Origin of the sequence: uncultured Alloprevotella sp. (genome assembly GCF_963536905.1) — a bacterium.
GTDB lineage: Bacteria > Bacteroidota > Bacteroidia > Bacteroidales > Bacteroidaceae > Alloprevotella.
On sequence record NZ_CAUTBW010000037.1, the window covers coordinates 1 to 25,771 of the forward strand.

The 25,771-nt window shown below is 50.2% G+C and carries 18 protein-coding genes; 12 read left to right on the forward strand and 6 right to left on the reverse strand.

Going from position 1 to position 25,771, the window contains the following annotated elements:
* Positions 1-111 precede the first annotated feature (111 nt).
* The 4 genes from ABLA33_RS07355 to gltX form a co-directional block, all read right to left on the reverse strand.
* Positions 112-1,785: a putative transporter gene (locus tag ABLA33_RS07355; RefSeq protein ID WP_347719813.1), complete on the reverse strand. Its 1,674-nt coding sequence runs from the start codon at positions 1,783-1,785 to the stop codon at positions 112-114.
* Positions 1,786-2,003: 218 nt separating this feature from the next.
* Positions 2,004-3,095: a glycerate kinase gene (locus ABLA33_RS07360; protein WP_347719814.1), complete on the reverse strand. Its 1,092-nt coding sequence runs from the start codon at positions 3,093-3,095 to the stop codon at positions 2,004-2,006.
* 107 nt (positions 3,096-3,202) lie between these two features.
* Positions 3,203-4,480, reverse strand: a complete 1,278-nt coding sequence (locus ABLA33_RS07365) for a glycosyltransferase N-terminal domain-containing protein (protein WP_347719815.1) — start codon at positions 4,478-4,480, stop codon at positions 3,203-3,205.
* A 172-nt stretch (positions 4,481-4,652) separates the two neighbouring features.
* A complete protein-coding gene (gltX, locus tag ABLA33_RS07370; RefSeq protein ID WP_347719816.1) occupies positions 4,653-6,170 on the reverse strand; it encodes a glutamate--tRNA ligase in 1,518 nt (505 codons plus the stop codon).
* A 386-nt stretch (positions 6,171-6,556) separates the two neighbouring features.
* On the opposite strand from gltX, the gene ABLA33_RS07375 reads away from it, so the two are divergent.
* Positions 6,557-7,144, forward strand: coding sequence for a cation transporter (locus ABLA33_RS07375; protein ID WP_347719817.1), 588 nt, complete (start codon positions 6,557-6,559; stop codon positions 7,142-7,144).
* 15 nt (positions 7,145-7,159) lie between these two features.
* Here ABLA33_RS07375 and ABLA33_RS07380 read toward each other — a convergent pair whose 3' ends face one another.
* Entirely contained in the window at positions 7,160-7,420 is a 261-nt protein-coding gene (locus ABLA33_RS07380) for a hypothetical protein (RefSeq protein WP_347719818.1), read from the reverse strand.
* 525 nt (positions 7,421-7,945) lie between these two features.
* Here ABLA33_RS07380 and ABLA33_RS07385 point away from each other — a divergent pair.
* From ABLA33_RS07385 to ABLA33_RS07425, 9 genes are all read left to right on the forward strand, one after another.
* Positions 7,946-9,211: a glycosyltransferase gene (locus ABLA33_RS07385; RefSeq protein ID WP_347719819.1), complete on the forward strand. Its 1,266-nt coding sequence runs from the start codon at positions 7,946-7,948 to the stop codon at positions 9,209-9,211.
* Between the two features lie 130 nt (positions 9,212-9,341).
* Complete coding sequence (locus ABLA33_RS07390; protein WP_347719830.1) at positions 9,342-10,127, forward strand: glycosyltransferase family 2 protein; 786 nt, start codon at positions 9,342-9,344, stop codon at positions 10,125-10,127.
* A gap of 8 nt (positions 10,128-10,135) precedes the next feature.
* Positions 10,136-10,594 (forward strand): regulatory protein RecX, encoded by a 459-nt coding sequence (locus ABLA33_RS07395; protein ID WP_347719820.1) that lies wholly within the window; start codon positions 10,136-10,138, stop codon positions 10,592-10,594.
* 288 nt (positions 10,595-10,882) lie between these two features.
* On the forward strand, positions 10,883-11,371 hold the full coding sequence (locus ABLA33_RS07400; protein WP_347719821.1) for a TlpA disulfide reductase family protein: 489 nt from the start codon (positions 10,883-10,885) through the stop codon (positions 11,369-11,371).
* Between the two features lie 20 nt (positions 11,372-11,391).
* A complete protein-coding gene (locus ABLA33_RS07405) occupies positions 11,392-13,062 on the forward strand; it encodes a DUF6029 family protein (RefSeq protein ID WP_347719822.1) in 1,671 nt (556 codons plus the stop codon).
* A 28-nt stretch (positions 13,063-13,090) separates the two neighbouring features.
* Positions 13,091-13,873 carry an Omp28 family outer membrane lipoprotein gene (locus ABLA33_RS07410; protein ID WP_347719823.1) on the forward strand — a complete coding sequence of 261 codons (783 nt, stop codon included), beginning with the start codon at positions 13,091-13,093 and terminating at the stop codon, positions 13,871-13,873.
* A 74-nt stretch (positions 13,874-13,947) separates the two neighbouring features.
* Complete coding sequence (locus ABLA33_RS07415) at positions 13,948-14,625, forward strand: hypothetical protein (RefSeq protein ID WP_347719824.1); 678 nt, start codon at positions 13,948-13,950, stop codon at positions 14,623-14,625.
* 73 nt (positions 14,626-14,698) lie between these two features.
* Positions 14,699-16,393: a hypothetical protein gene (locus tag ABLA33_RS07420; RefSeq protein ID WP_347719825.1), complete on the forward strand. Its 1,695-nt coding sequence runs from the start codon at positions 14,699-14,701 to the stop codon at positions 16,391-16,393.
* 138 nt (positions 16,394-16,531) lie between these two features.
* On the forward strand, positions 16,532-18,406 hold the full coding sequence (locus tag ABLA33_RS07425; RefSeq protein ID WP_347719826.1) for a thioredoxin family protein: 1,875 nt from the start codon (positions 16,532-16,534) through the stop codon (positions 18,404-18,406).
* A gap of 322 nt (positions 18,407-18,728) precedes the next feature.
* Here ABLA33_RS07425 and ABLA33_RS07430 read toward each other — a convergent pair whose 3' ends face one another.
* Positions 18,729-21,593, reverse strand: a complete 2,865-nt coding sequence (locus tag ABLA33_RS07430; RefSeq protein ID WP_347719827.1) for an insulinase family protein — start codon at positions 21,591-21,593, stop codon at positions 18,729-18,731.
* A 793-nt stretch (positions 21,594-22,386) separates the two neighbouring features.
* On the opposite strand from ABLA33_RS07430, the gene ABLA33_RS07435 reads away from it, so the two are divergent.
* Positions 22,387-23,895: a GH3 auxin-responsive promoter family protein gene (locus ABLA33_RS07435; RefSeq protein WP_347719828.1), complete on the forward strand. Its 1,509-nt coding sequence runs from the start codon at positions 22,387-22,389 to the stop codon at positions 23,893-23,895.
* Between the two features lie 82 nt (positions 23,896-23,977).
* The coding region (locus ABLA33_RS07440) for an Ig-like domain-containing domain (RefSeq protein ID WP_347719829.1) at positions 23,978-25,771 on the forward strand (1,794 nt) is incomplete at its 3' end.

The window sequence follows — 25,771 nt, forward strand, 5'->3', positions numbered from 1 at the left end:
AGGGCTTCGGGAAGCTTTCTTGTGCCGTTTGGAAGTTTACCGGACAGCAATATTTTAGTATGAAAAACAAAGCGCACATAGATTTCAATAAAAGTTACGCTATATTCCTTGCTATCCGAGCCATAGCATCACAATGAGTTGAGCTATGATGACACGTGCGAACAAACCGAGGGGATAGACCGTGGCATAGGCAACACTGGCTTGATCGCCTTCTTCTGTTGAATTGACATAGTCCAGCGCGATGGGGTTGGCCATTGCCCCACAGAGCATACCAGCTGCAGTGGTATAAGAGCGTTTGAACCATTTCACAGCTATAATGGCCATGATAGCCACAGGCACAACGGAAAGGAACACACTATAACCAATCCACGAAAGTGCGGCGGGACGCATAACGGTCTCTATAAATTTGGGACCTGCATCAAGCCCCAGACAAGCCAGATAAGTACTCAATCCCAGAGAGCGAATGAGCAAGTTGGCAGAGTTGGTCACATAAGCCACCATGTGGAAGCGCGGACCAAAAGCACCAATCAGGATGCCCATCACAACAGGGCCGCCAGCAAGGCCGAGGCGCAGCGATAAGGACATACCGGGGATGGCGATGGGCAGATAGCCTAAAGCTAAGCCTAAGACCATACCTATGAAGATAGTGACCATATTCGGTTCGTCGAGAGCATGGATTGTATTGCCGAGCTCTTCAGCCACTTTCTTGCAGCTCTCAGGTGAACCTACCACCGTCACGCGGTCGCCCACACGCAACACAAGGTTGGGTTCAGCCATGAGCTGAATATCGCCACGCTTCACACGAGAAACATTCACGCCGAAGCGATTGCGCAGGTGAAGTTGTCCGAGGTGCTTTCCGTTGATATGGCTCCGAGTGATGAGGATACGCTCGCTCACAAGTGTCGTGTCCAAGGTGTTCCAGTCTATGTCGCTCTTGTTCCAGTCCTTCTCATCCACTTTTCCGAAAAGGATAGTAAGGGCTTCAACATACTTCGGTTGGGTGATAACCAGCACGCGGTCGCCTTCCTCCAGCGGGGTCTGTCCCGTGGCCAGAATAACGCGATCTTTCCGCCAGATACGACTCACGATGAAATGCTTATCTGCGAGTTTTGCACACTCTATGATAGTTTTCCCGAAGATTGCGGGATTACTGATTTCAAAAGAGGCGATGTAGGCCTCATCAGGGTCGCGCTTCACTGTGTTTTTCGGATTCTCATGCAGATAGCCTTTGACGAGCATCAGAGCAACGATAACGCCTACCATACCTATGGGGTAGGTCACAGCCAAGGAGAGAGCTGCATCCAGTCCGTCGCCAGGATGGTGCATCTGGCTCAGAGCTTGCTGTGCAGCCGCCAGAGCCGGCGTGTTGGTTGTGGCGCCACAGAGCACTCCCATCATTTCGCCCAAGGGGCTCCATCCGAGGAAGATAGGAACAAGCGTGGCGATAGTGCCAACAAAGATGAGCGTCAAGCTAAGTAAGGAAAGCACCGTTCCGCCAGAGCGAAACGAACTCATGAAGCCAGGACCTACTTGCAATCCTAATACATAAACAAAAATGATAAGTCCGAAATCCTCCGCATAGATCAACATTTCGTGGTCAATAGTGACACCCAGTCCTCCGAGCAAGATGCCCATGAAGAAAACCCAAGTGACACCGAGTCCGATACCCTTGATTTTGAATTTCCCTAACGAAAGGCCGATGGCGCAGCAGAGCGATATGACGGCCACGGCTTTGATTGCCGGCACGTCAAACACAACCTTGTCAAGCCATTGTAAAAAGTCCATAGTGTATAGTTGCGAAAGATTATACATCAAAGACGGCCTCTCACTGTATTTTGCAGAGTGCGGCCGTAATAATCTCGTTTCATGGGGACGAAGTTACGGTAAGACACTCGAAATAGCAAATTTACAGTATAAAAAGGCCTTCCTCCCACTTCCTTATGGGTGTATTCTACCTTTTTGGTAATAGAAATCGCTTTTGCGATTGAACAGCCCAACATATCCTACTCTTTTATCTCTGTATTAAAGAAGCGTGTGAGAAGCTGAGCGGTGATGAGCGACAGATTCTTCTTTGTCACTTCTGTTCTGAGCTGTTCTTCCTTGGAAAGCCCTGCGGGATGAATGCAGAGAGCTTCTCGAAAACCCGCCTTCAGCAATTCTTCACGATTGGAAACCTCACCGGCGAGCAAGCAACAAGGCACATATGCTTTCTGTGCCCGTTGGAGCACGTGCCAAGGTAGCTTCCCCATGAGCGTTTGTTTATCAGCAGAACCTTCGCCCGTGATGACCAGTGCAGCATCCCTCAAGCGGGTGTCAAAGTCAAGCGCATCGAGCAATAAATCTGCTCCCGACTGCATCTGCGCGCTGAAGTATTGCAAAAAGGCATATCCCAATCCGCCTGCTGCTCCAGCCCCAGGTAGCATCGAACAATCGTGCCCCATCCTTCGGGCGGCATGCTGCGCCAAGCGTTGCAAACGCGCATCGAGGCGCACCACTTCGGCGGGCGTAGCTCCCTTTTGTGGGGCAAAAACAGCTGCAGCTCCTTGTGGCCCATAAAGCGGATTGCGGACATCACTGGCCAACGTCCAACTACATTCATTGCGCCAGCGAGGGAGATAAGTGTCGAAAAAGGCTGCCGGGCCGGCATGAACATAGAGTGCCTTGAGCATTCCGAAACCTCCATCCGTTGTGGCTGTACCTCCCAAGCCGATAATGAAGCGACGGGCACCGCGCTCAAAGGCATCGATGAGCAATTCTCCAACGCCATACGACGTACCGCCCACTGCATCGCGCTCGTTACTCTCCAGCAGCGACAGTCCGCAAGCTTGGGCCGTTTCGATGATAGCCACATCGCCCACTAAACCGTAAGCAGCCCGAATGGGACGCATGAGCGCATCGTGACAGTTGCAGCTCACTTGCTCCGCACGATAGGCTTGACAGAATGCGCTGAGCATACCATCGCCGCCATCGCTCACATTGAGCACCTCTACCTTTTCCTGCTCCGCTCCCTCTGCTGCTGCCTTCCCCACTTCAGCAGAAGAGAGACAACCTTTAAACGAATCAAAGGCGAAGATGATTTTGTGGGTTGTAGTCATATTTATATATGAGTAAAAACAAAAGCTACAAGGCGTAGACATCAGCGGGGTAGGAGTGTCGGCGACCTTGCAGCTTATAGGAGTTGAAAAGTGAGAGGGGAGGAGCGTTATTTCAGCGTTGCCTGATAGATAATATCGGCAGCTTGCGCGTTCTCCTTGATATAATCATGAGCAGCATCGCCCGCTTTCTTCAACAGAACAGGCGAAGAGAGATACACGTCTAAAGCTTCGTCGAGATCCTCTTGATCATGTATTTCTATACAGCCGCCACTCTTCAGCAAGTCTTGCGCTTCCTTGAATTTCTTATTGTTAGGACCAATGATAACAGGTACGCCGTAGACTGCCGCCTCCGGAACGTTGTGGATGCCTACTCCAAAACCTCCTCCCACGTATGCCACCGTGGCGTAGCGGTAGATACTTGCCAGCAGGCGGTAGCAATCAATGATGAGGCAGTCAGCATCTTTCACGCGCTCCGTATCTGTCTGCGTATAGCGGGCGTAGGGGCGTTTGAGCTTGCTGATGATATCTTGAATATGTGCCTCGCTGACCACATGAGGAGCCAAAACGAGTTTCAGATTGGGGTGCTCGTTGAAGTACTTAATAAGGAGATTCTCATCGGGTTCCCAACTGCTACCAGCTATGAGTACTGGATTTTTCGGCGCATCGGGGAGCTGTGATTCTTCGAGGCGTTTGGTCTCATTGATTTCGGTTTTTGTGCGTCCCACAAAAGCTTCCACGATGGGCAGAGGCCTTGCGCCCTCCTTGATGTCTCGAACGCGCGCAAAGCGGGTATCGCCGGCCACAGTCACCCTATTGATGCCATACTTATTGAGCAAGATTTCCGAATCGCGGTTTTGAACAAAGAAATGGCTGATGCGGCGCAGACAATGGCCGTAGCCACGACCGTACCAACGGAAGAAGACCTGATTGGGACGGAAAATACTGGAGACACTATACACTGGAATGTGGTGATGAACCAATACCTCAATATAGTTGCGCCAAAACTCGTATTTGATAAAGAAAGCCTTCTCGGGGCGAGCGGCACGAATGAAGCGACGTGCATTCAGAGGCGTATCGAACGGAAGATAGCACACCACATCGGCATAAGGGTAGTCCTTGCGCACTTCATAGCCCGAGGGAGAGAAGAAAGTAAGCAAAATTTTCTTCTCTGGGTGTTCTCGTTTGAGACGTTCCATGAGCGGACGGCCTTGTTCAAACTCGCCGAGCGATGCAGCATGGAACCAAACGTAAGAATCCTGTCCAATTTTCTCTTCGAGTATTTTCCAGGTGTTTTTCTGGCCTCTCACCAAAGTTCGCGCTTTCGTGTTGAACAGCGCGAAGATTTTAGCACAGATGGCGTATAGATAGATGGCAAATGTGTACATGCGGAGCAAATAATATGAATAATAAAGTCTTCTCCATCTTCCCTATGCGTGTCGGACGATAAGATGCCCTAATGGGCAGAAACCTGTTGTTTCACTCCTGCTGGCGAGCATTTGTGCCACTCTGGTTTCAACCGCTTCTCCAGATAGTGGAGATGGAGCAGACTCTTATTGTTTACTTCAACACCTCAATGGCACGGCGCATTCGCGCAAGGGTTTCATCTTTACCAAGGAAGGTGCTGATTTCGTACATATGCGGACCTTTGCCTTCACCAACGAGCGTCAAGCGCCAAGCGTTCATGATGTTGCCCATCTTGTAGTCGTTCGCCGTTATCCAGGCGTTGACGGCCGCTTCCTGCGTTTCTTGAGAGAAATCGGGCAGTTGTTCGAGCAAATCGGCCAATTCTGTCATACATTTTGCCGAATCTTCCTTCCAACGTTTCTTCACCGTTTTCTCGTCATATTCGGTCGGAGCAACGAAGAAGAAGCGGCAGAGCGGCCACAGCTCCTTGATGAAGTGGACTTTCTCTTTCATCACGTCAACCACCTTTGTTACGCGTTCCATTGGGGCTTCGATACCGTTTTCGCGGAGTATCTTGTCGAAACTCGGAGCCAACTTATCGCTCGATGTGCTAAGGAGATATTCGTGATTGAACCATTGTCCTTTTACATAATCGAAGCGGGCACCGGATTTGGAGCACTTCGTGATGTCGAACTGCTGTATGAGGTCGTCCATAGAAAGGATTTCTTGATCGGTACCGGGATTCCATCCCAAGAGTGCCAAGAAATTGATGACAGCCTCAGGCAGATAGCCACTCTCGCGATAACCGGAGCTGACTTCGCCCGTTTTGGGATCGTGCCATTCCAAGGGGAATACGGGGAAACCCAGTTTGTCGCCATCGCGCTTACTGAGCTTTCCGTTGCCCGTAGGTTTCAGCAGTAGCGGCAGATGGGCGAAACGCGGCATAGAGTCCTGCCAGCCGAAAGCTTCATAGAGCAAGACATGGAGCGGTGCACTCGGAAGCCACTCTTCACCGCGAATCACGTGGCTAATCTCCATGAGGTGGTCGTCCACGATATTGGCGAGGTGGTATGTAGGCAGTTCGTCGGCGCTTTTGTAAAGCACTTTATCGTCCAAGATACTGGAGTTGATTTTCACATCCCCGCGGATGAGGTCGTCAACATGAACTTCCACGTTTGGCTCTACCTTGAAGCGCACGGTGTACTGCGCGCCGTCGGCGATGAGGCGTTCTGTTTCTTCCTGTCCCAGCGTGAGCGAATTGCGCATCTGCATACGCGTGGAGGCGTCGTACTGGAAGTTACTGATTTCTTCGCGCTTTTTCTCGAGTTCTTCGGGCGTATCGAAGGCTATATAAGCCTTTCCTTCCGTCAGCAGTTGGTCTACATATTTCTTATAAATGTCGCGACGCTCACTCTGGCGATACGGCCCTTTGTCTCCTCCGAAGCTAACGCCTTCATCGAAATGGATACCAAGCCATTTGAAGCTCTCGAGGATATAGTCCTCAGCTCCTGGAACAAAGCGGTTGGAGTCGGTGTCTTCTATACGAAAAACGAGTTCTCCTCCGTGTTGGCGAGCAAACAAATAATTATAAAGAGCGGTACGTACGCCGCCGATATGAAGAGGTCCTGTAGGACTCGGCGCAAAACGCACGCGGACATTCTTTTCTGCCATGTTTCTTTCAGTATTTTTATATTTAATTGCAAAAATACATATTTAGATTTTAGAAAACAAAATAAGCGGAGGTGAATCTGTCTTTTTGACACATAGAAGAAGGTAAAAATATGAAAATACAGCTCCACTTTTTGCGTTGGGTAGTCTTTACAACTAATAAGTTCTTTTAAGAACTATAAAAGCGCATAAGCATGGGCTTTTCTGTATCTTTGCGCTGTTCTTTCTGACAGGGGCTGCAAAACAAAACAGATTTGAGGCAGGCATGAGGGGCTTTATTGTGTGGGCAACACAGCAGGAGAAATCCGCCACTTCCCCTTACACTCCTCACCGTGTCAGTATTTTCAAAATAAAATTTATAAACAATCAAACAAAAACAATTATCAAGTATGAAGAAAATTCTTACAGTGTTCCTCTGCATGCTTATGAGCATCAGCATGGCAACGGCTAAAACGCCTAAAAAGAAGCAGGTAGTGACTAAGACGTATGTAACTGACATTCGTTGCGAGAACTGCGTGAACAAAATCAAAAAGAACGTTGATAAACTCGGTAAGGGTGTTAAAGACGTACAGGTGAATCTCGAGAAAAAGGAAGTGAACGTGACTTACGATGCAAGTAAGACCAACGACGCTAACATTATCAAAGGTTTCTCTGACATGAAGGTGCAAGCTCAGGTGAAGGGCTGTTCAGCGCAGCACTCAAAGTGTGGAGACGCTGCTTCTAAGAAGTGTGGCGACTGCAAGAGCAAAGCTGGAAAATGCGATAAGTCGGAAGCTCAAAAGGGCGGTTGCGACAAGGAAAAGAAAGGTGAATGCCACAAAGCTGAGGCTAAGAAGTGTGACGGCCAAAACGGTACCTCAGAATGCAAAGAGAAAGCTGGTGAATGCAAAGAAAAAGCTGGTGAATGCAAAGAAAAAGGTGATTGCTGCAAAAAGAACGGTGGTCACTGCAAGAAGGCTGAAGCAAAGCAGGCATAAGGCACTGCAAAAAGACTATAAGGTATCCCCCTTCGCTCTCCCTTTCCCAGGAGAAAGCGAAGGGGATTTTTGTATCCCAAAACTGAAATATTCTTCAACAGAACTGCCGACTGATCCGACCAGTCCGACCAGTCCGACGACTCCTAAAACCTTCTGAAAAATTGACAGAAGCTGTTTTTCTAATACTTTGAGAAAATTTCCAATCTGCGCCACTTGCTGAATTTTACGAGCCTTTTTTGCTTCCTTAGAAGATAAAAATGGCGTGAAATCCTGCAAGTGGTGCAAATTTCATAAGACCATATCCTTTTTTCGCTCGTTTTTGGTGAAAAGTTTCTTTGTTCTCTCCGTCAGTTTCCTTATTGTGTCGGCTGACTTCCTTATTCTGTCAGCGAATGCAATAAGGAAATCTGCCGACAGCCTTATTGTATTGATGCGTGAGAAAGGGACATTGTTCGCGCTCTCCCTTTCGTGCGCGGCTTTGTGGGCTTCGTGGGAGGAGAAAAGAGGGAATTCTATTGATGTTTTTAGTCCACGAAAGGACACGAAAAAGGCGAAAGGACACGAATCAGTATTGAGTCTCGGACAGGGTGGACTTGTCAGACCCGTCCGACTTGTCCGACCCGTCCGAGAGCCAAATCCGAGCACTCCCCCTTATGGGGGAGATGGAGGGGGCTCTTCTCCTGACCTGCTTGAGCTTCCCTATGACCGCCAAGAACTGCCAAAGCATAAATTTCTCCTTTCTGTCAGACCTTTTTCTTAAAAACTATGTAAATTCGCAGCAAGAATCAAATTGTCAGCAAGATGAAAGTACTACTGGTGAACACCTCGGAGCAGACAGGCGGCGCGGCCATTGCTGCATCTCGCTTGATGCACGCCCTCAACAACCACAATGTGCAGACACAAATGCTCGTGCGCGACAAGCAAACGGACAACCCGAACGTTATCAAGGCTCGGAATCCGCTGATGCGGGCTAAATTTGTGGCCGAACGGGCTGAGATCTTCGCCATCAACCGCTCACGCGAGAACCTCTGGGCTATCGATGCGGGCACACATGGTATGGACATCACTAAGTTGCGCGAATTTGAAGAAGCAGACCTCGTCCACCTCCATTGGATAAACCAAGGGATGCTTTCCTTGGGCGATTTGGCAAAAATCCTCAAGACGGGGAAGCCCGTGGTATGGACAATGCACGATATGTGGCCCATCACGGGCATTTGCCACCATGCCAAAGAGTGTGAAAACTGGCTATCGCACTGCCACGACTGCCGACTGCTGATGCGCCCTAATGAGCGCGACCTTTCCTACCGCGTGTTTGAAAACAAAATCAACACTTATGCGCAGGGAAAGATACATTTTGTGGCGTGCAGCGAATGGCTCTGCAAGCTGGCTTATCAAGCTCCGCTGACGAAGGGTCACGAGGTGGTGAGCATACCGAACGCTATCGACACCAACTTCTACGTGCCAGGCGACAAACAAGCGGCGCGCGAACGCCTCGGACTTCCGCGCAACAAACGCTTGCTGCTCTTCGTGGCTCTCAAAGCTACGGATAAGAACAAAGGTATCGACTATCTCATCAAAGCCACCCACATCATTGCCGAACGATACCCGGAATGGATCAGTCAGCTGGGAGTGATTCCAGTGGGCCTTGAAGCCGAAACGCTGAAAGACGCGTTTGCTTGCTCCTGCTTCCCGCAGGAATATGTGAAAGATGCAGCACGCATGCGCGACCTCTACCAGGCTGCCGACCTTCTTGTGATGCCCACGCTGATGGACAACCTGCCCAACACCATTGTGGAAGCGCAGGCTTGCGCCTTGCCGTGTGTGGGTTTCAACATTGGCGGCTTGCCTCAGATGATTAAAGACGGCCTTAATGGCTACTTAGCGCGCTACAAAGATGCAGACCACTTCGCGGAGCTTACTCTTAGCACGCTCATCGACGAACATTACCAGAATTTCTGCCTACGCGCGCATCAAATGGCGGAAAGTACATACAGCGAGCAGGCTGTGGCCGAGAAACACATACAGTTGTATGAATCGGCCGTGGCTTCCTGCGCGCCCTCTCTATAATAAAACATTGCGCGCCACAAAGGCCGTGGGAGGACATCTCCGCTTTTCTTCATCAAAAAATATAGCATCTTGGCCCACAGGCTTATTGCCTGAAAAATCAGAATCGAAAAAGGGCTACTCATTTATATATATGGCTCGACTACCCCTAAAGATAACGGTCATCACAGTGACTTACAACGCTGGCGAACTTGTAGATAGGACGTTCAACAGTGTAGAGGAACAGGATTATCCTTATGTGGAACACCTCGTCATTGATGGTAATTCCACGGACGATACGCTGGAGAAATTCCACCATTATATGGAGCGTAACTCCAATGCGGCTGTGCGCCACGAACTCAACTGTCTCAGCGAGAACGACAACGGCATTTACGACGCCATGAACAAAGGTTTGGCGTTAGCTACAGGTCGCTACATCGTTTTCCTAAATGCTGGCGACAAATTTCATGCAAAAGATACGCTCTCCTGTATTGCCCGCGCCATACAGGAGGAACAAAAGCAGCCAGCTGTGGTTTATGGCGATACGCACATCGTGGATAGTTTCGGCAATTTCCTACGTCGCCGCCGCCTCACGCCACCGGAAAATCTGTCGTGGGAGGACTTCAACAACGGAATGCTGGTGTGCCATCAGAGTTTTTATGTCCGCGCCGATTTGGCTAAGGAGCTGCGCTACAATCTGGAGTACCGATTTTCGGCCGACTTCGATTGGACCATCCGTATCATGCGCGAAGCGGAACGCCGTAAGCTCTCACTGCTCAACTCTCACCTCGTGCTAACGGACTACCTCAGCGAAGGCATGACCACACGCAACCGCCGCCGCAGTCTCTTTGAGCGTTTCCGCATCATGACCCACTACTACGGCTTGGGCACTACTGTGGTCAAGCATCTGTGGTTTGTGGTTCGTGCTTTGATTCACTAATAGAACGTATGAAACCTTTCACCAAAGAAGAGGCCTACAACTGGGCCGCAACGCGCTGCGCACAAAAAGAATACTGCCGCATGGAACTGATGCAAAAGTTTATGCAGCGCGGACTTTCACGCCCCGACAGTGAGGAAGTTCTTGAAAAACTGGAGCGCGAAGGCTTTGTGGACGAAGCCCGATATGCTCGCGCCTTTGTACACGATAAGACGCTCTACAACCATTGGGGACGTATGAAAACACGGCAGGCGCTGGCCATAAAAAATATCGCCAACGAGCATATCGAACAAGCCTTGGCTACAATCGACGAAGAGGAGTATCGACAGATACTCCGCAAACTCCTACTGACCAAAGTACCTACCATCAAAGCCGCAACCGACTACGAATGCGCACAAAAGCTCCTCCGCTTTGCAGCAGGGAGAGGCTTTGAGGCAGACTTAGTGTTTCGCGTGATGGGAGAAGACTAACGGAAAAACACAAGGCATGAGCGTATAGGTCATTCTATTCCTCTTCGCCACCCCATACTCCTATCATTCAGGCACATCTACAAGAAAGAACAACAAATATGCATTCTTTCTACATCCTTCAAGAGAAAGAGAAAATTTATCCCCTAATAATCTTTCTCTTCTCTACGTATTTACAAAACTTTTCTATAATTTTGCGCGGTCGGAAAGACTAATCCTTTCACGACGTTATTGGCGGGCTCAGTCCGCTTTCATTTAGTGTCAACAATTTTATCTAAACCATCCGAAGCTATGCGCAAATTCTTAGTTTCTTTCTTCTTTGCAGTTATCTGTGCCACTGGAGTTATGAACGCTCAACTGCCGTCCGTCACGCTGAAGGACATCAACGGCAAGACAGTGCAGACCGATACACTTTCAAACGGCGGAAAACCATTTATCATTGACTTCTTCGCCACTTGGTGTAAACCTTGCAACCGAGAGCTCACCGCTATCAGTGAAGTGTATGAGGACTGGGTGGCAGAAACAGGCGTGAAACTTTTCGCTGTCTCTATCGACCAGGCGCAGAACATCAACAAAGTGCGTCCCCTCGTTGATCAACACGGATGGCCCTATGAGGTGTTGCTCGATCCTAACGGCGACTTCAAGCGCGCCTTGGGCATACAGATGATTCCCTACGTTATCGTGTGTGACGGAAAAGGCAACATCGTCTACAAACACAATGGCTACACGGAAGGAGCCGAGGCGGAACTCATTGAGAAAGTCAGAGAACTCATTAAATAAAAGATAGCGACTTCCACAATATGAAAAAGAAACATTTGCTTCCAGCTGTTGCACTCCTGGCCCTGCCCGTTTGTGCACAGGAGATGGAAAACGATGGACACTATAATCCCTCGCTGAGCGGTAGTGTGCAAAGCGATATGCTTGTCCCACAAGGCACGCAGAGCGATGGTTCTCACGAGAACTTCCGTACTAATACCTATCTGGACCTCAACTTCATGAGTAAGTTTCTGGATGCTGGCGGCCGCTTTTCCTATCTGGATCATCCGCTACCAGGATTTGAGAAAGACTTCAAAGGCTGGGGCGTTCCCTACTTCTATCTGAAAGCAAAATTCCGCAATGTGGAGGTGACGGGCGGTAACTTCTACGAGCAATTTGGTTCGGGCTTTATCCTGCGCACCTATGAGGAGCGCTCGCTGGGTATCGACAATTCGCTCTTTGGTGCACGAGCCATCGTGAAGCCTATCAAGGGTGTTCGCTTGAAGGGTCTTGCGGGCCGCCAACGCCGCTATTGGAACTACAACCATGCTTGGCTGGCTGGTGCAGACCTCGAACTTAGCATCGACCAGTGGGTGAAAGCGCTGGAACAGAGCGGTACTTACCTAACGCTCGGTGGCTCCTACCTAAATAAGCGCGAAGGAGCCGACGAGGACGGCAGCGTTTTCTACGATGCAACCCATAAACTGAATTTCCCAGCTTCGGTCGACGCGTGGGATGTTAGGGCTAATCTGCAAAAAGGACCTTTCAGCCTCTTAGCAGAATATGCCCAGAAAACACAAGATCCCTCCTTCGACAACGGATATATATATCGAAAAGGATATGCCGCCATGCTATCGGCGTCCTACTCAAAGAAAGGTTTCAGCGTGCTGGCTCAAGCCAAGCGCACAGACAATATGTCGAGCCGTTCGCGCCGACAAATGAACGGCTCATCCAGCTTTATCGACCACATGCCGGCATTTGCCTACGAACACACCTATACGCTGGCGGCACTCTACCCCTATGCCACACAGTTGGCCAAAGGCGAGTGGGCTTACCAAGGACAAGTGGGCTACAACTTTAAGCGTCGCACGCTGTTGGGCGGTAAGTACGGTACGGGCCTGCAGGTAAATTTCTCCCACATCCATTCCATTGCTAAAAACGCGCATGGTCTCGCAGGAATTGCGGGAACTGCTGGCGGTCGCGGTACTGACGGCTACGGCTCGGCCTTTTGGAAATGGGGCGATGAGACTTATTACCAAGATTTCAACGTTCAGCTGGACAAACGCCTCACGCGCAACTTCAAGCTACATTTGATGTACATGAACCAGCTCTACAACAAGACGGCTGTAGAAGGCGAGGGCGGAAAGATACGTTCCAACATCTTCGTGGCAGATGCTAAATACCAGTTCTCACCTAAGACAACGCTACGCGCAGAAGCACAATATCTCACGACACCAAACGATGAAGGCGACTGGGCATTTGGACTGCTCGAGCTTTCGTTAGCACCTCACTGGATGTTTACGGTAAGTGATGAATACAACGTGGGCAAGACTCACAAACACTATTGGAATTTGCTGGCAACCTATAATGTAGGCTCTCACCGCATCCAAGCTGGCTATGTACGCACACGTGCTGGCTACAACTGCTCAGGAGGTGTCTGCCGCTATGTCCCTTCCTACCAAGGATGGACCGTTTCTTACAACTACAACTTCTAATCTCCTGAGGGATAGAAACCGCGCATTTATGAAAAGAACATTATTCTATATAATAGGAGCTATGCTGCTGTTCAGCGCCTGCTCTACACAGATTGACGAAGACCAGCGACTCACCTATGTGAAGCCCGCAGCTGTTGGCAAAAACGTTCTGCTCGTCGACTTCACAGGGCAGCGCTGCATCAACTGCCCCACAGCCTCCCACGAGATTGAGAAAATCCAGGAGCAATACAGTGCCGACACGGTTATCGCTGTCGGAATGCACTCTGGCCCGCTCGGATTCCGTGGCAACGCAAAGACAGTGGGCCTTAGCACTACTACAGGCGACAACTACTACCACCAATGGAACGTCGAGTACCAGCCACAGGGCGTTATCGACTACTTAGGCAAGAGCGACTATACGGCGTGGGGCGGCATCGTCCACCAGCAGCTCAAGCAGACCGCTCCTCTCAACATTAAAATTGATGCCAAGACCAACGGCACAAGCGGCAGCGGTAGCATCTCCCTTGAAGGCCTCGACGGAAACATACAAGGCAAACTGCAACTTTGGGTTGTTGAGGACAGTATCACCGCACTCCAAATGATGCCTGATGGAACAACGAACCGCAACTACCTTCACATGCACGTTTTCCGTACTGCCGTCAATGGCGAAGCTGGGGAAGCCGTCAACGTGAAGGAGGGAGAAACCACTACCATCAACTTCTCCACCGACTTTGCTGCAACATGGGTTCCGCGCCACCTTTGGCTCATCGCTTTTGTGTACAACGACCGCGGTGTACTACAAGTGAAACGCGCAGCCTTTAAGGCAAATTGAGCGACTCCGTACTATAAATCATCCCTCCATAAGAGAGAATCATCCATACGCCTAAACATAAAAACAATACGTCTATGAAGAAAATTTTTACGCTTATCTTAGCTCTCTTCGCAACCTATAGCGTGAGCTACGCGCAGTCGGGCGCTGACGAACTCGACGAGACTTTCAAATTCGTTACTGCAGACGGGACAGAAGTTCCTAATGGCTCTACGTGGACAGTCAATGTGGCTGAGCAGAACGACTTTGGCACCACACAAATAAAGTCGGGACTCTTTCTGAAGAATACCCTCGGCGAAAAGGTAGGTGCACAAGTGACGCTCGATGTTCAAAAGCTACCAAACGGTAACATGCTTTTCTGCATGCTCGGCAACTGCAGTTCTTACAGCACAGTAGGTCTACAAACCAAGCAAGGCCGTTTGAATGAGAACGCAAAGGACGACCTGCAACTTGAGTGGGAACCTACGGCTTACGGAGAATGTACCACTAAACTACACGTTGATGTTATCGAAGCCGTTGAAAAGGAAGTAGGAGGGAGCAAGCAGCTTGTTTACGGTGATGTTATAGGTAACGGTCCGACAATCACAGTAAAGTTTGTCTACGCTGATCCTACTGGCATCCACTCCACCACCCACGATGGAGCAAGTGTAGTGGCACGCTACAACGCTCTTGGGCAACGCATCAGCGCAACGCAGAAAGGCCTCAACATCCTTGTTCTGTCCAACGGTAAGACTATCAAACAATATCAGAAATAAATAAGAAACTGGCTTGCCAAGCGTCTATCGCTCTGGCAAGTCTTTGTTTCATTTTGTCATCCCCATAAATCTCATGAGAAAATCTACTTTCTTCCTGTTAGCTGCCATGTGCGGACTCCCCGCTCTTGCGCAGTTGCAGCAACTCCCCACCAACGAACAGAGCAAAGCGGACCTAACTCCAGTTGTCAACCTCCAAGCATCTGCTAAGTCCCGCGTATTTTCAGCCAAAGCTCTCAAGCCCATCACTACAGAGCCCGTGCTCACACAGCCAGAGGGAAAGCTCGTCAACGCAGCTTGGTACGGCAAAGGTTTCTACCCCATCAGCGGCTACAGCCGTATCTTCTCCCACGAAATGGAGGCACGCGCCACAACCTACGTTAATCAAGGCGACACGGCCATTTGGATAAAGAACAGCCTCACCGAATATGAAGGCGAACAAGGCTGGATTCGCATCAGCAAGGTTGATAATAAAGGCAACTGGGAGCTTCGTACGCCGCAGGCCATCATGGTTCGCACGAACTCCAAGAATGAAAAGAAAACATTCTACGTTACAAAACTCGGCGGCAGTACTCCTGCCGCAGTAAACGAGCGCGGCTATACAGTAGGCAATAACTTGAACATACGTTTCCGTATGGACAGCAAAGGCGTTCTCTCTCAGGTAACGACAGACGGCTCCGAAATTCTCGGTCTGACCGATGGAGAAGGCACATGGTATCCCTATGGTAGCTATGGCTATAAGTATATTGCCAACGAGGATACTCCGGTGAAGAAACCCGCTAATCTGGAAGTGACAAAATACGTTTGGGCCAACACCATCAACAAGCAAGGCTCTGAAACGATCCATACCTTTGTCAATGTGGGCTATTCAGGCAATGATATCTACATGAGTTGTCCCGCCGACACCACTTTGTATTTCAAAGGAACAGTCTTAGGCAATAAAGTTGTATTCAAGTCGCCCCAATTCATGGGTGTAAGCAAAGAATACAATCGCCTGCTCTATTTCTCTGGCGTACGCTTTGCGTGGGACGATAACAGCCCTGGAGGCTACAAAGTGAGCTTTGTCACTGGCGACATCATCTTCGACTACGATGCAACCTCCCACACGTTGGTGCTTCCGAAGGAGTACGCCATCGTTGCCAAAGTCTTCGGCCACGACACCTACAACATCTACGCATCTCCCAGCCTACGCATCTATCCTTTCATTGAGAAAGCTGCCACGCCACAGGCTCCGCAATTCTGGAAGCCCGAGAGAAACTTCCGCAACTACACTTACGATGAACGCATCCAAAAAGGTATCGCACAAGTACAGTTTATCATCTCTCCGCACGACGTAAACGGCGAATACATCAACCCAGACTCAATGTACTACCGCATGTATGTGGACGACCCTGAAACGCCTTTCACCTTCGACAAGATTGACTACCCCGCACTTCCGAAGGACGAAATGACGGAAATCCCCTTCTGGTTCACCGACAAAGAGTACATCATGGGCTACACCAATACGCTCCGCCTCCTCTTCTTCTTCACCGAGGTGCAGGACTCTATCGGTTTCCAGAGCGTCTACAAGGGCGGCGGCGAAACGCGCGAGAGCAACATTGCTTGGTACAAGCTTCCGAAGACCACTTCTATACAAGGTATCCATAATTCCAATAACGGCAGTCCCGCCAAGGTTTACTACGACCTCTTGGGCCGTCGCCAGGAAGGACTCCGTAAGGGTATCAACCTCATCCGTAAGGAAGACGGTAGTGTAGAGAAGGTTATCCAGTAATAAGTATTGAGTGAAAAGCCATAGCATTATGGTCACCATAGGTTCTCCAACTTGCCAAACCAGTTTCTCTTGTTTGGCAAGTCAGAGAACCTTCCCTGCTCTTTACTCATTCTTTATAATAATCCATACATCAAAGATATGAAACAAAAAAGACTTTATTCCATCCTCTTGGTGCTTGCCTTACTGTGTACAGGCCTCACGTCTGCAACAGCACAAAGCACCAACCCCCTCGTTTATGGGGCTTATGAATCTGGAGCCACCACCAGTTGGGGAACTCTCAAGATAGAAAACTGTGGTGTGGCCATGCAGCTCAAAGATCCCTCTCTTGTAGGCCTCACCATCACCAAGGTGCGCATTCCTTTCGAGGAAGATGCAAAAAGTTTGGGCCGTGGAGCTCTTTTCCTCTCTAAGGAATTGAAAGTAGAAAAAGGCGCAGCCACCACCGACATTCACAACGTGGCCGACATCTTAGTGGACAGCTTCGCCATCAAGTCTGGCTGGCTCGACATCACGCTCTCTCAGCCCTACACCATTACGGAAGACGGCGTTTATGTGGGCTATACTTTTAGCGTCAATAAGAATGGTCTGAAACCCGTTAGAACTGTCGACGTAGCCTCTGAGAACAATCTGTGGGTTTTCTCTAACCGCACCTACAAGAAATGGAGCAACAAGAGTCAGCTCTTGGGCAAATCACTCGCTATGCAGGTTCTCCTGACAGGCGCACCTGCCAACGCTGCCAGCGTGAGCTTCACCAGCTCCACCACGCAGCTCAACGCTCAACCTAAAGTAAAGCTTACCATCACCAACCACGGTACGGAGAAGATTAGCTCTATCGACTACACTTACGAAATCAATGGCATTTCCCAAACAGCCCATAAAGCTTTCTCACCAGCTCTATCTGCTCTCTTCGGTAAAACTGCCAATTTCGACATCACCTTACCCAAGATGACCGTTAAAGGTGCACGCACGCTGACAGTGACCATCGACAAGGTGAACGATCAAGCCAACGAGGACAAAGCTCCTGCCGATTCACAGAAATTAGCCGTTTATTCCGAGATTCCTAAGAAGCGCGCATTGGTAGAAGAATACACCGGCACATGGTGTGGCTGGTGTCCTCGCGGATTTGTTGCGCTGGAAATGCTTGATAAGGAGCTCAAGGAGGATTTCATTGGTGTAGCTTATCACAGTGGCGACCCAATGGCCTTTACAGGCGATTTCCCCATCGGCGTAGACGGTTTCCCCAGAGCTTCCCTCGACAGAGTTGAAAATTCTCTTGACCCATACGGCGGCAAGTCGGGTGGCGGCTTCGGCATGAAGAGACTGGTGGAAGAAAGAAACAAGATGTTCACACCAGTAGCTATCAAAGTAGAGGCTTACTTTGAGGATGAGGCACAGACCATTATCCAGGCACGTAGCACCACTACCACCCCCGTTGATTTGAAGGATGCTAAATACCAAGTGGGCTATATCCTCGTGGCCAATGGCTTGACCGAAGCCGGCGATCCTTATCGCCAAGACAACTGGGCACAGCATAGCTATCTGCCAGGTATGAGCGCTACTTATCCCGAACCAGATTTCAAAACCTTCACTTCAGGCGGCTCACTCGTAACGGGACTTACTTACAACTTCGTGGCTTGTGCGCGTTCCAGCAAACAGGGTATCGCTGGTAGTCTGCCCACGGAAATGACAGCCGATGTGGACTACACGCACAACTACCGTTTCAAACTGGCTCTGGCAAAGAACTCTTCCGCTCACGAAATCTATCAGGACAAGAACAAGTTGGAGGTTGTGGCTTTCATCTATAATCCCGACACCAAGGAAGTTGTGAACGCTTGCAAGACAATGGTTCAGTCCTACGCTACACATACAGGCGTAACCGACGTAACTACCACTGGCAGCGAAACTCCTGTTGCTTACTACAGCGTAGACGGCAAGCGTCTCAACGCTCCCCAGCAAGGTATGAACATCGTACGCCTAAGCAACGGCACATCTCGCAAAATCTTCATCAAGTAAGTTGCACCATTTGCAACCTACTTTCTCCCATAGCGCCCAGCTCTCCAGCTTGGGCGCTTTTCTTTTGTACACGGAGAAATATACTCAGCAATATTTTGTTGCTCCTCCTTTCTGCCCAATCCAGTAGGAATAACTCGCACCACACAAAAAGGCCACCCAAGAATCCCAAGTGGTAGCCGAGCACTCCCCCTCATGGGGGAGATGGAGGGGGCTTCCTCATCAACCCCTCTTCCCTCTCGTCTCTCCACACAAAAAGGCCACCCAACACTGCGTTGGATGGCCTTTGAAAAATGTAGGGCCTGATGACCCATTTGAAGTTTGCTTATTCAGTTTCGTGCAAACTCTCCGGCATCATGATAATGGTGCACTTGTTATTCTGCTTGAGAAGCACGTTTTTAGCAAAGTTCTGAATGTCTTGGCTTGTTACGCCGTTCACTGCAGCCTCGTAGCCTGTGCGGCCGTCTTGGTTCCAGAAAGTTTTGGCAGAGATAAGACCTTGCCAGTAGCCATTATTCTTTTGGCTTTCCTGGTATTCCTTAATCTCAAACTTCTTCACCTTGTCGAGTTCTTCGGCGGTCACGCCCTTTTCTGCAATCTCCTTGATAGCTTCATTCATGAGCTGAAGCGCCTGGTCCACATTGGCAGGCTTCACAGGGCAGTAGAGCTGAACAGAATACTGCGGGCGGAAACCATAGCTTGCGTTAGCACCAGCCTGCGTACTGTAGGCGATGCTGGCCTTTTCACGAACGCTCTGGAGTACGCGGTCGTCGAGCACAGAACCAAAGGCATTGATGATTTGCGCCTCTTTGAGAGAGTAGGGGTGGTTACCGTGGTAGAGGATCACGATGTTAGCCTTCGGCGTTTCCATAGAGCGTACAAACTTGTTGGTCACCTGACCATTGACAAGTTCGAGTTTCGGATCGCGGCGTACTTCCTTATTCTTAGCAGCTGGGATAGACGCGAGATAAAGTTCGCAGAACTGCTTCAGAGAATCAACATTGATGTTACCCGTAAAGAAGAACGTGAAATCAGACGGGCTGTTGAAACGCTCACGATAAATCTTCTGCATCGTCTGATAGTCATAGAGAGCGAAGTCAGCCTTTTTCTGTTCCGTCGTGCGGATGCGCGCGTCGTGACCATAAATGGTTGTGCGGATAGAGTCAGAGAAAGCCGTTTCGGGAACCTTTTCAGCGTTCTCCAACTGCGTCTTCATGCTCAGCAAGGTATTGTTGTAGGATTCGGGATCGTTACCAATAGCTGTAAACTTGAGGTAGAGCATCTCGAAGAGTGTGCGCAAATCCTTCGGAGTAGAGCTTCCGCCGAGACTTTCAGTATCGTTGTTGATGGATGAGCTAAGGCTCACTTGCTTGCCGGCCAAAGCTTTTTCCAGCTCCGTCTGCTTGAAGTTGCCCAGACCCGTACCGTCCACGATGTCGGCAGCCATCTGTGCGTTGACAAGAGTCTTGGTGTCCTTAATGTTCAGTTCGTTCAAACCACCCGCACTTTGTGCGCTCATGATTATCTGGCTCTCGTTGAAGTCCGTCTTCTTGAAATAGACCACTGCACCGTTAGAGAGCGTCCATTTAGTGTAGCCAAAGTCAGCAGCCTCCTGCTTCTTCACGCTGCCAGCCTTGGGCAGTTTGGTGATGAGTGGCTCGTTCTTCACATTGTCTACATAGGCAGTAACATTTTCAGCCATACCTGCTGCAACGGCCGCCTTCATCTGTGCTTCAGTAGGCACAACAACGCCGTCCTTTTCAGGATACATAGCGAGGAACACGAAGTTCGTGTCGGTACGTGCCGTCAGTCCAGCCACCATCTGGCTAACCACAGGAGAGAGCTGCTTAGAGCTGCGGAGCTGCTGTGAAATCATCTTGTAGAGGTTATACTCTGTTTCGATGCTGGGGATAGCGTTACCCTCGAGGAAGTGGCGGTAGTACTGCGGGATGTAGTAGCTACTCTTCTGCTTGTCGCGGTTGTTGTAAACGGCCTCCAAGTTGCTGAGGAATTCATCATCTGCGCGCATCAGCTCAGTCTCTGTAATACCGAATTTGTTAGCGCGTTTGATTTCTGCCATAACAGCCTTGACAGCTTCAGCGTCCTTACCGGGCTTCGGAACGATGTAAACGGACAATGCGTCACACGTCTTGGAGAGCAGATAAGTGCCATAGTCCACTCCTGCCTGAACAAATGGGCAGTCGGGCTTTTGTGTCATTTCGCTGAAACGTTGATTCAGAGCCGAAGTGGCCAGTGCGGTGAAATAGTTCTGCATCAGGAAATACTGAGAGCCGCGCATATTGCGATCCATCGTTTCCGTTTTGAACATGATTTCGATCACGCCCACGGTTTGTTCCTTGTCCTTGTCGATAACATAGATAGGTTCGTTGTTGTCAGGCACAGGATAGCTCTCATATTTAGCTTCGTTCTTCGGGTTGGGCAGGTCAGAGAAGAGTTTCTTAACCTTAGCCTCCATTTGAGCAGCGTCGAAGTCGCCCACCACTACTATGCCCTGCAAGTCGGGGCGATACCATTTGCGGTAGTAGGCTTTGAGCTCCTCGGGCTTAAAGTTGTCCACCACGCTCATCAAACCAATCGGCATGCGCTTGCCGTAGCGTGAACCCGGATAGAGCTTCTCGAGGTTGCGGTTCAAGATGCGCTGACTAGCGCTTGAGCGCAAACGCCACTCTTCGTGGATGATGCCGCGCTGCTTCTTGATTTCTTCCGGCGTGAGGAGCAAGTCGTGGCTCCAGTCGTGAAGGATGAGCAAGCAGCTGTCAAGGTTAGCCGGCGTCACGGGTACGTTGTCGATGTTATACACCGTTTCGTCCGTGCTGGTGTAGGCGTTGAGGTTCTCGCCAAACTTCACGCCGATTCTTTGCGTGTAGTTGATGATGCCGCTACCAGGGAAGTTGGTGGTTCCGCCAAAGGCCATGTGCTCCAAGAAGTGAGCCAGACCGCGCTGCGATTCCTCCTCCTGCACAGAACCCACCTTCTGCACGATGTAGAAGAAAGCCTGCTTCTCAGGAAGATTGTTGTGACGGATGTAATAGGTCATGCCATTGGGCAGGACACCCATACGAACTGCCGGGTCAATAGGCAGCTGCGGGATTTGCTGTGCAAAAACCTGCATCGCGGGCAAGAGAGCCAGCGTCAGCAGGAATAGCAAGGTTTTTTTGAACTGTTTCATCAGTCGTTGGATTTATGAATTAAAAAAATTGTATTGTATCTATTACAGTATTGCATTATGCAAATGTAAGACATATTCTGCATATCTACACAGATTAGCCATAAATTTTAAGCAACAATAAATGCAAAGAAAAACTCACGCATCAGCACAAACGAAGCAGCCTTTTCCGTTGTCCGCGAGAAGAAAGCTATCAATAGGGGACTTTTAGAAAAATTTCCGACCGCTTATTTTATCACCGATTTCTTTACATTCATCATTTCGCATCTACACTCCCATTCTTCATCATCTTTGAGAAACGGCCGTTTCTTTCAAAAAATATTGGCCAACACCATCGCAAAAATTCTCCGTTTTCTCCTGTGGAGTTGTCAGTTTCTCCTTTTTACTAAAAATTTCGAGCTGATTTATGCATTTTTAGCCCAAGGAAACTCGTCGATACAATAAGGCTATCGGCGGGCAGAATAAGGCTATCGGCCGATACAATAAGGATGCTGACGGACAGCCTTATTGCATCGACGAGCAGAAGGCACGCTCCGCTACTCACATACGGAAGCGCACTCAATTTTGAGCCACTGGCGGAGGAATAGAGTAAGAATCCATTTGACAAAAACTAAGATATTCATCCCGCTCTGTAAGCTACGGTTAAATTCCCCTAAGATGGGGGCGAGGAAGAAGGGTGGGGTTATTGCTCTGTGCAGGCTGGGGAATATTAAGTGTTACTAAAAGGGCGGAATGCTTTTGCATTCCCCGTCGTAAGGGTTATCTTTGCTTTCTTAAAGCAAGAAAATAGAACGGAATGAGTATAACAAAATTGGCGCGCCCGTTTTTCCTACACCGTTTGAAAGCGATAGCGCGCTATGCCACAGATGCGGAAGAAATCCAAAGAAAGGTGCTGGCGCGCTTGCTGCGCGAAGCGGCCCAGACAGCTTATGGGCGTGACCATGGGTTTGGCGAAATCCGTTCCTACGAGGAGTTTTCTCGCACCGTTCCCGTGAACACCTATGAGGAACTCAAAGGCTTCATCGACCGCATGCGCCATGGTGAGCGCGATGTGCTTTGGAAGGGGCGTATGGAATGGTATGCCAAATCGAGTGGTACTACCAATGACAAATCGAAGTTTATTCCTGTTTCCTCCGCAGGACTTCACGACACGCACTATGCAGGTGGCACTGATGCAGTGGCACTCTATCTGCACAGCCATCCCGAGAGCCGACTCTTTGATGGGCGCGCCCTCATCTTGGGCGGTAGCCATCAGTCGAACTATAACCTCCCCGGCTCGCTCGTTGGGGACTTGAGCGCCATTCTGATTGAGAACATCAATCCCGTGGTTAATCTTTTCCGTGTCCCCAAGAAGCGCGTGGCACTGCTCAGCGACTTTGAGGAGAAGCGCGACCTCATCGCGCGCGAGGCACTACGGAAGAACGTGACGAATTTGTCGGGTGTGCCGTCGTGGATGATGGGTGTCATCACGCGCGTCCTCGAACTCAGCGGCAAACAGTATCTCGACGAGGTGTGGCCCAATCTGGAAGTGTTCTTCCACGGCGGTATTGCCTTCACGCCCTACCGCGAGCTATACCACAGTTTGATACGCAACCCGCGGATGCAATATATGGAAACCTACAACGCCTCCGAGGGCTTCTTCGGTTTGCAAAGCGATTTGGCCGATCCAGCTATGCTGCTGATGCTCGACTACGGTGTGTTCTACGAGTTCATACCGCTGGAGGACGTCGGGAAGGAACAGCCGCAGGTTGTGCCCCTTTGGGAGGTGGAAACAAACCGCAACTACGCCATCGTCATTACCACGAGCTGTGGCTTGTGGCGCTACCAGATTGGCGACACTGTGCGCTTCACACAGACAAAGCCCTACAAATTCGTTATCTCTGGCCGCACCAAAAGTTTCATCAATGCCTTTGGCGAGGAACTCATTGTGGACAACGCCGAACAAGGACTGGCCGAAGCCTGCCAGCAGACAGGCGCACAGGTGAGAGAATACACGGCCGCCCCCGTCTTTATGGACGAAACGGGCAAATGCCGCCACCAGTGGGTCATAGAGTTTACGAAGATGCCCACCAATGTTGGAGAGTTTGCCACCATACTCGACCGCACGCTCCAGAACCTCAACAGCGACTACGAAGCCAAGCGCTATAAGAACATCACCCTCCAACCCTTGGAAATCATTGTGGGGCGCACGGATCTCTTCCACGACTGGCTCAGTTCGAAAGGCAAACTGGGCGGGCAGCACAAGGTGCCGCGCCTGGCCAATAACCGCGCCATCATTGAAGAAGTGATAGCCTTGAACAAGTGACCTTGAGTTGGGTCGTTCTCGGACTGCTCTGATTGATCCGACCAGTCTGAATACAGATACAGTTACAAGAACCTGAAAATTTATGAATATATCGCGCAACATCCTCCCTTTCTTCCTGCTGCTCGCTTTAGCGGCAGGACTGGTCTCTTGCGCCAATCCAGGGTCAGGCCCCGACGGTGGCCCGTACGATGAGACCCCTCCCAGCGTGCTTCAAATGTCGCCACAACTGGGAGAGAGCAACGTGAAGAAAGCTAAGAAAATCACGCTGACATTCAGCGAGAATGTGAAACTGGAAAATGCGTCCGAAAAGGTGGTAGTATCACCGCCACAACTGGAAGTACCAGAGATAAAAGTCAGCGGGCGACAGGTGAGCATAGAACTGATGGACAAACTCCGCCCTAATACAACCTACACGGTAGATTTCTCCAATGCCATCACAGATGCCACGGAAGGAAATCCGCTCGGGCAATTCACCTACTATTTCTCTACGGGAGAAAGCGTTGACACAATGGAAGTGGGCGGCACAGTGCTCGATGCGAGCAATCTAAGTCCTGTGTCGGGCATCCTCGTAGGCCTCCACTCGAATCTGAACGATACGGCTTTCACCAACATCCCACTGGAGCGCGTGGCGCGTACTGACAGCCATGGCCGCTTCAGCATCAAAGGCGTTGCCCCCGGCACTTACCGCGTCTTTGCCCTGCAAGATATGGACGGCGACTTTAAGTACACCCGTGGCGAGAAGTTGGCATTTACGACCAAGTCCTTCGAACCGTCGTGCTACCCCGATGTGCGCTACGACACCGTATGGGCCGATACGATTCATTATGATTCTATCCGCACCATCAATTATACCCATTTCACGCCCGACGATATTGTTCTGCTGGCGTTTCAAGAAACGTCGGTGATTCATTCCCTCTTGAAAATGCAGCGCGACATTCCTACGCGCTTCACGGCTTATTTCACCGCACCGAACGATAAACGCCCCGTGGTGCGCGGCTTGAACTTCGATGCCTCCAAGGCGCTCATTGAGGACCACTCGGCACACAGCGACACCATCACTTATTGGATTCAGCAACCCGATGTGGCCCACAACGACACGCTCCGCTTCCTTTACAGCTACCAAGCCACGAACGACTCAACACATCAGCTCTACGAGCGGACAGACACCATGGAGATGGTGCCACGACTGAGCAACGCTCGCCTCGATAAGGAACGGGCGGAGAAAGAAGCCCGCTGGCAAAAGCAGCTGGAGAAGAGACACAAGCGCGGAGACTACACACAGGAGCGTATGCCTGTGGAAGCGCTCAAGATGAGCACACAAACGGCGAATCCCTTTACGCCGATCGACAATATTAACTTTTCCCTCGAAGAGCCCGTCCTATCTGTGGACTCGCAGAAGTTTCATCTCTTCCAAAAAGTGGACAGCACCGAAACGGCGGTTCCCTTCCGCATAGAGCGCACAGGCTTACTGAAGTTCCGACTCATAGGAGAATGGCGCCCCGGACAGAAGTATCGCCTCGCCGTAGATAGTGCCGCAGTGGTAGGTATGTCGGGCTTGGTCAATAAGTCTACTACGCTCGATATCAACATTGCTACAGCCGAGGAAGTAGGCTCTCTCTTCATCACCATTCCCGATGCCGACAGCACGGCCATAGTGCAGTTGCTCTCCAGCGATACGAAAGTGGAGCGACAACTCAAAGTGAAGAACCACCGCGCCGACTTCTTCTACGTCCGCCCTGGCACCTACTACGTTCGCTGCTTCTTGGACAGCAACGGCAATGGTAAGTGGGACGTGGGCGAGTATGCAACGCAGCGCCAGGCCGAGGAGGTTTTCTATCTGCCCACGCCGATTACTGTTCGCGCCAATTGGGACGTT

Excerpts from the sequence above, each read along its gene's own strand:
- ABLA33_RS07365 (WP_347719815.1), bottom strand. The coding sequence starts at position 4,480 with ATGTACACATTTGCCATCTATCTATACGCCATCTGTGCTAAAATCTTC.
- ABLA33_RS07410 (WP_347719823.1), top strand. The coding sequence starts at position 13,091 with ATGAAAAGAACATTATTCTATATAATAGGAGCTATGCTGCTGTTCAGC.
- ABLA33_RS07415 (WP_347719824.1), top strand. The coding sequence starts at position 13,948 with ATGAAGAAAATTTTTACGCTTATCTTAGCTCTCTTCGCAACCTATAGC.
- ABLA33_RS07400 (WP_347719821.1), top strand. The coding sequence starts at position 10,883 with ATGCGCAAATTCTTAGTTTCTTTCTTCTTTGCAGTTATCTGTGCCACT.
- ABLA33_RS07405 (WP_347719822.1), top strand. The coding sequence starts at position 11,392 with ATGAAAAAGAAACATTTGCTTCCAGCTGTTGCACTCCTGGCCCTGCCC.
- gltX (WP_347719816.1), bottom strand. The coding sequence starts at position 6,170 with ATGGCAGAAAAGAATGTCCGCGTGCGTTTTGCGCCGAGTCCTACAGGA.
- ABLA33_RS07395 (WP_347719820.1), top strand. The coding sequence starts at position 10,136 with ATGAAACCTTTCACCAAAGAAGAGGCCTACAACTGGGCCGCAACGCGC.
- ABLA33_RS07390 (WP_347719830.1), top strand. The coding sequence starts at position 9,342 with ATGGCTCGACTACCCCTAAAGATAACGGTCATCACAGTGACTTACAAC.
- ABLA33_RS07360 (WP_347719814.1), bottom strand. The coding sequence starts at position 3,095 with ATGACTACAACCCACAAAATCATCTTCGCCTTTGATTCGTTTAAAGGT.
- ABLA33_RS07430 (WP_347719827.1), bottom strand. The coding sequence starts at position 21,593 with ATGAAACAGTTCAAAAAAACCTTGCTATTCCTGCTGACGCTGGCTCTC.
- ABLA33_RS07355 (WP_347719813.1), bottom strand. The coding sequence starts at position 1,785 with ATGGACTTTTTACAATGGCTTGACAAGGTTGTGTTTGACGTGCCGGCA.
- ABLA33_RS07435 (WP_347719828.1), top strand. The coding sequence starts at position 22,387 with ATGAGTATAACAAAATTGGCGCGCCCGTTTTTCCTACACCGTTTGAAA.
- ABLA33_RS07375 (WP_347719817.1), top strand. The coding sequence starts at position 6,557 with ATGAAGAAAATTCTTACAGTGTTCCTCTGCATGCTTATGAGCATCAGC.
- ABLA33_RS07420 (WP_347719825.1), top strand. The coding sequence starts at position 14,699 with ATGAGAAAATCTACTTTCTTCCTGTTAGCTGCCATGTGCGGACTCCCC.
- ABLA33_RS07385 (WP_347719819.1), top strand. The coding sequence starts at position 7,946 with ATGAAAGTACTACTGGTGAACACCTCGGAGCAGACAGGCGGCGCGGCC.
- ABLA33_RS07425 (WP_347719826.1), top strand. The coding sequence starts at position 16,532 with ATGAAACAAAAAAGACTTTATTCCATCCTCTTGGTGCTTGCCTTACTG.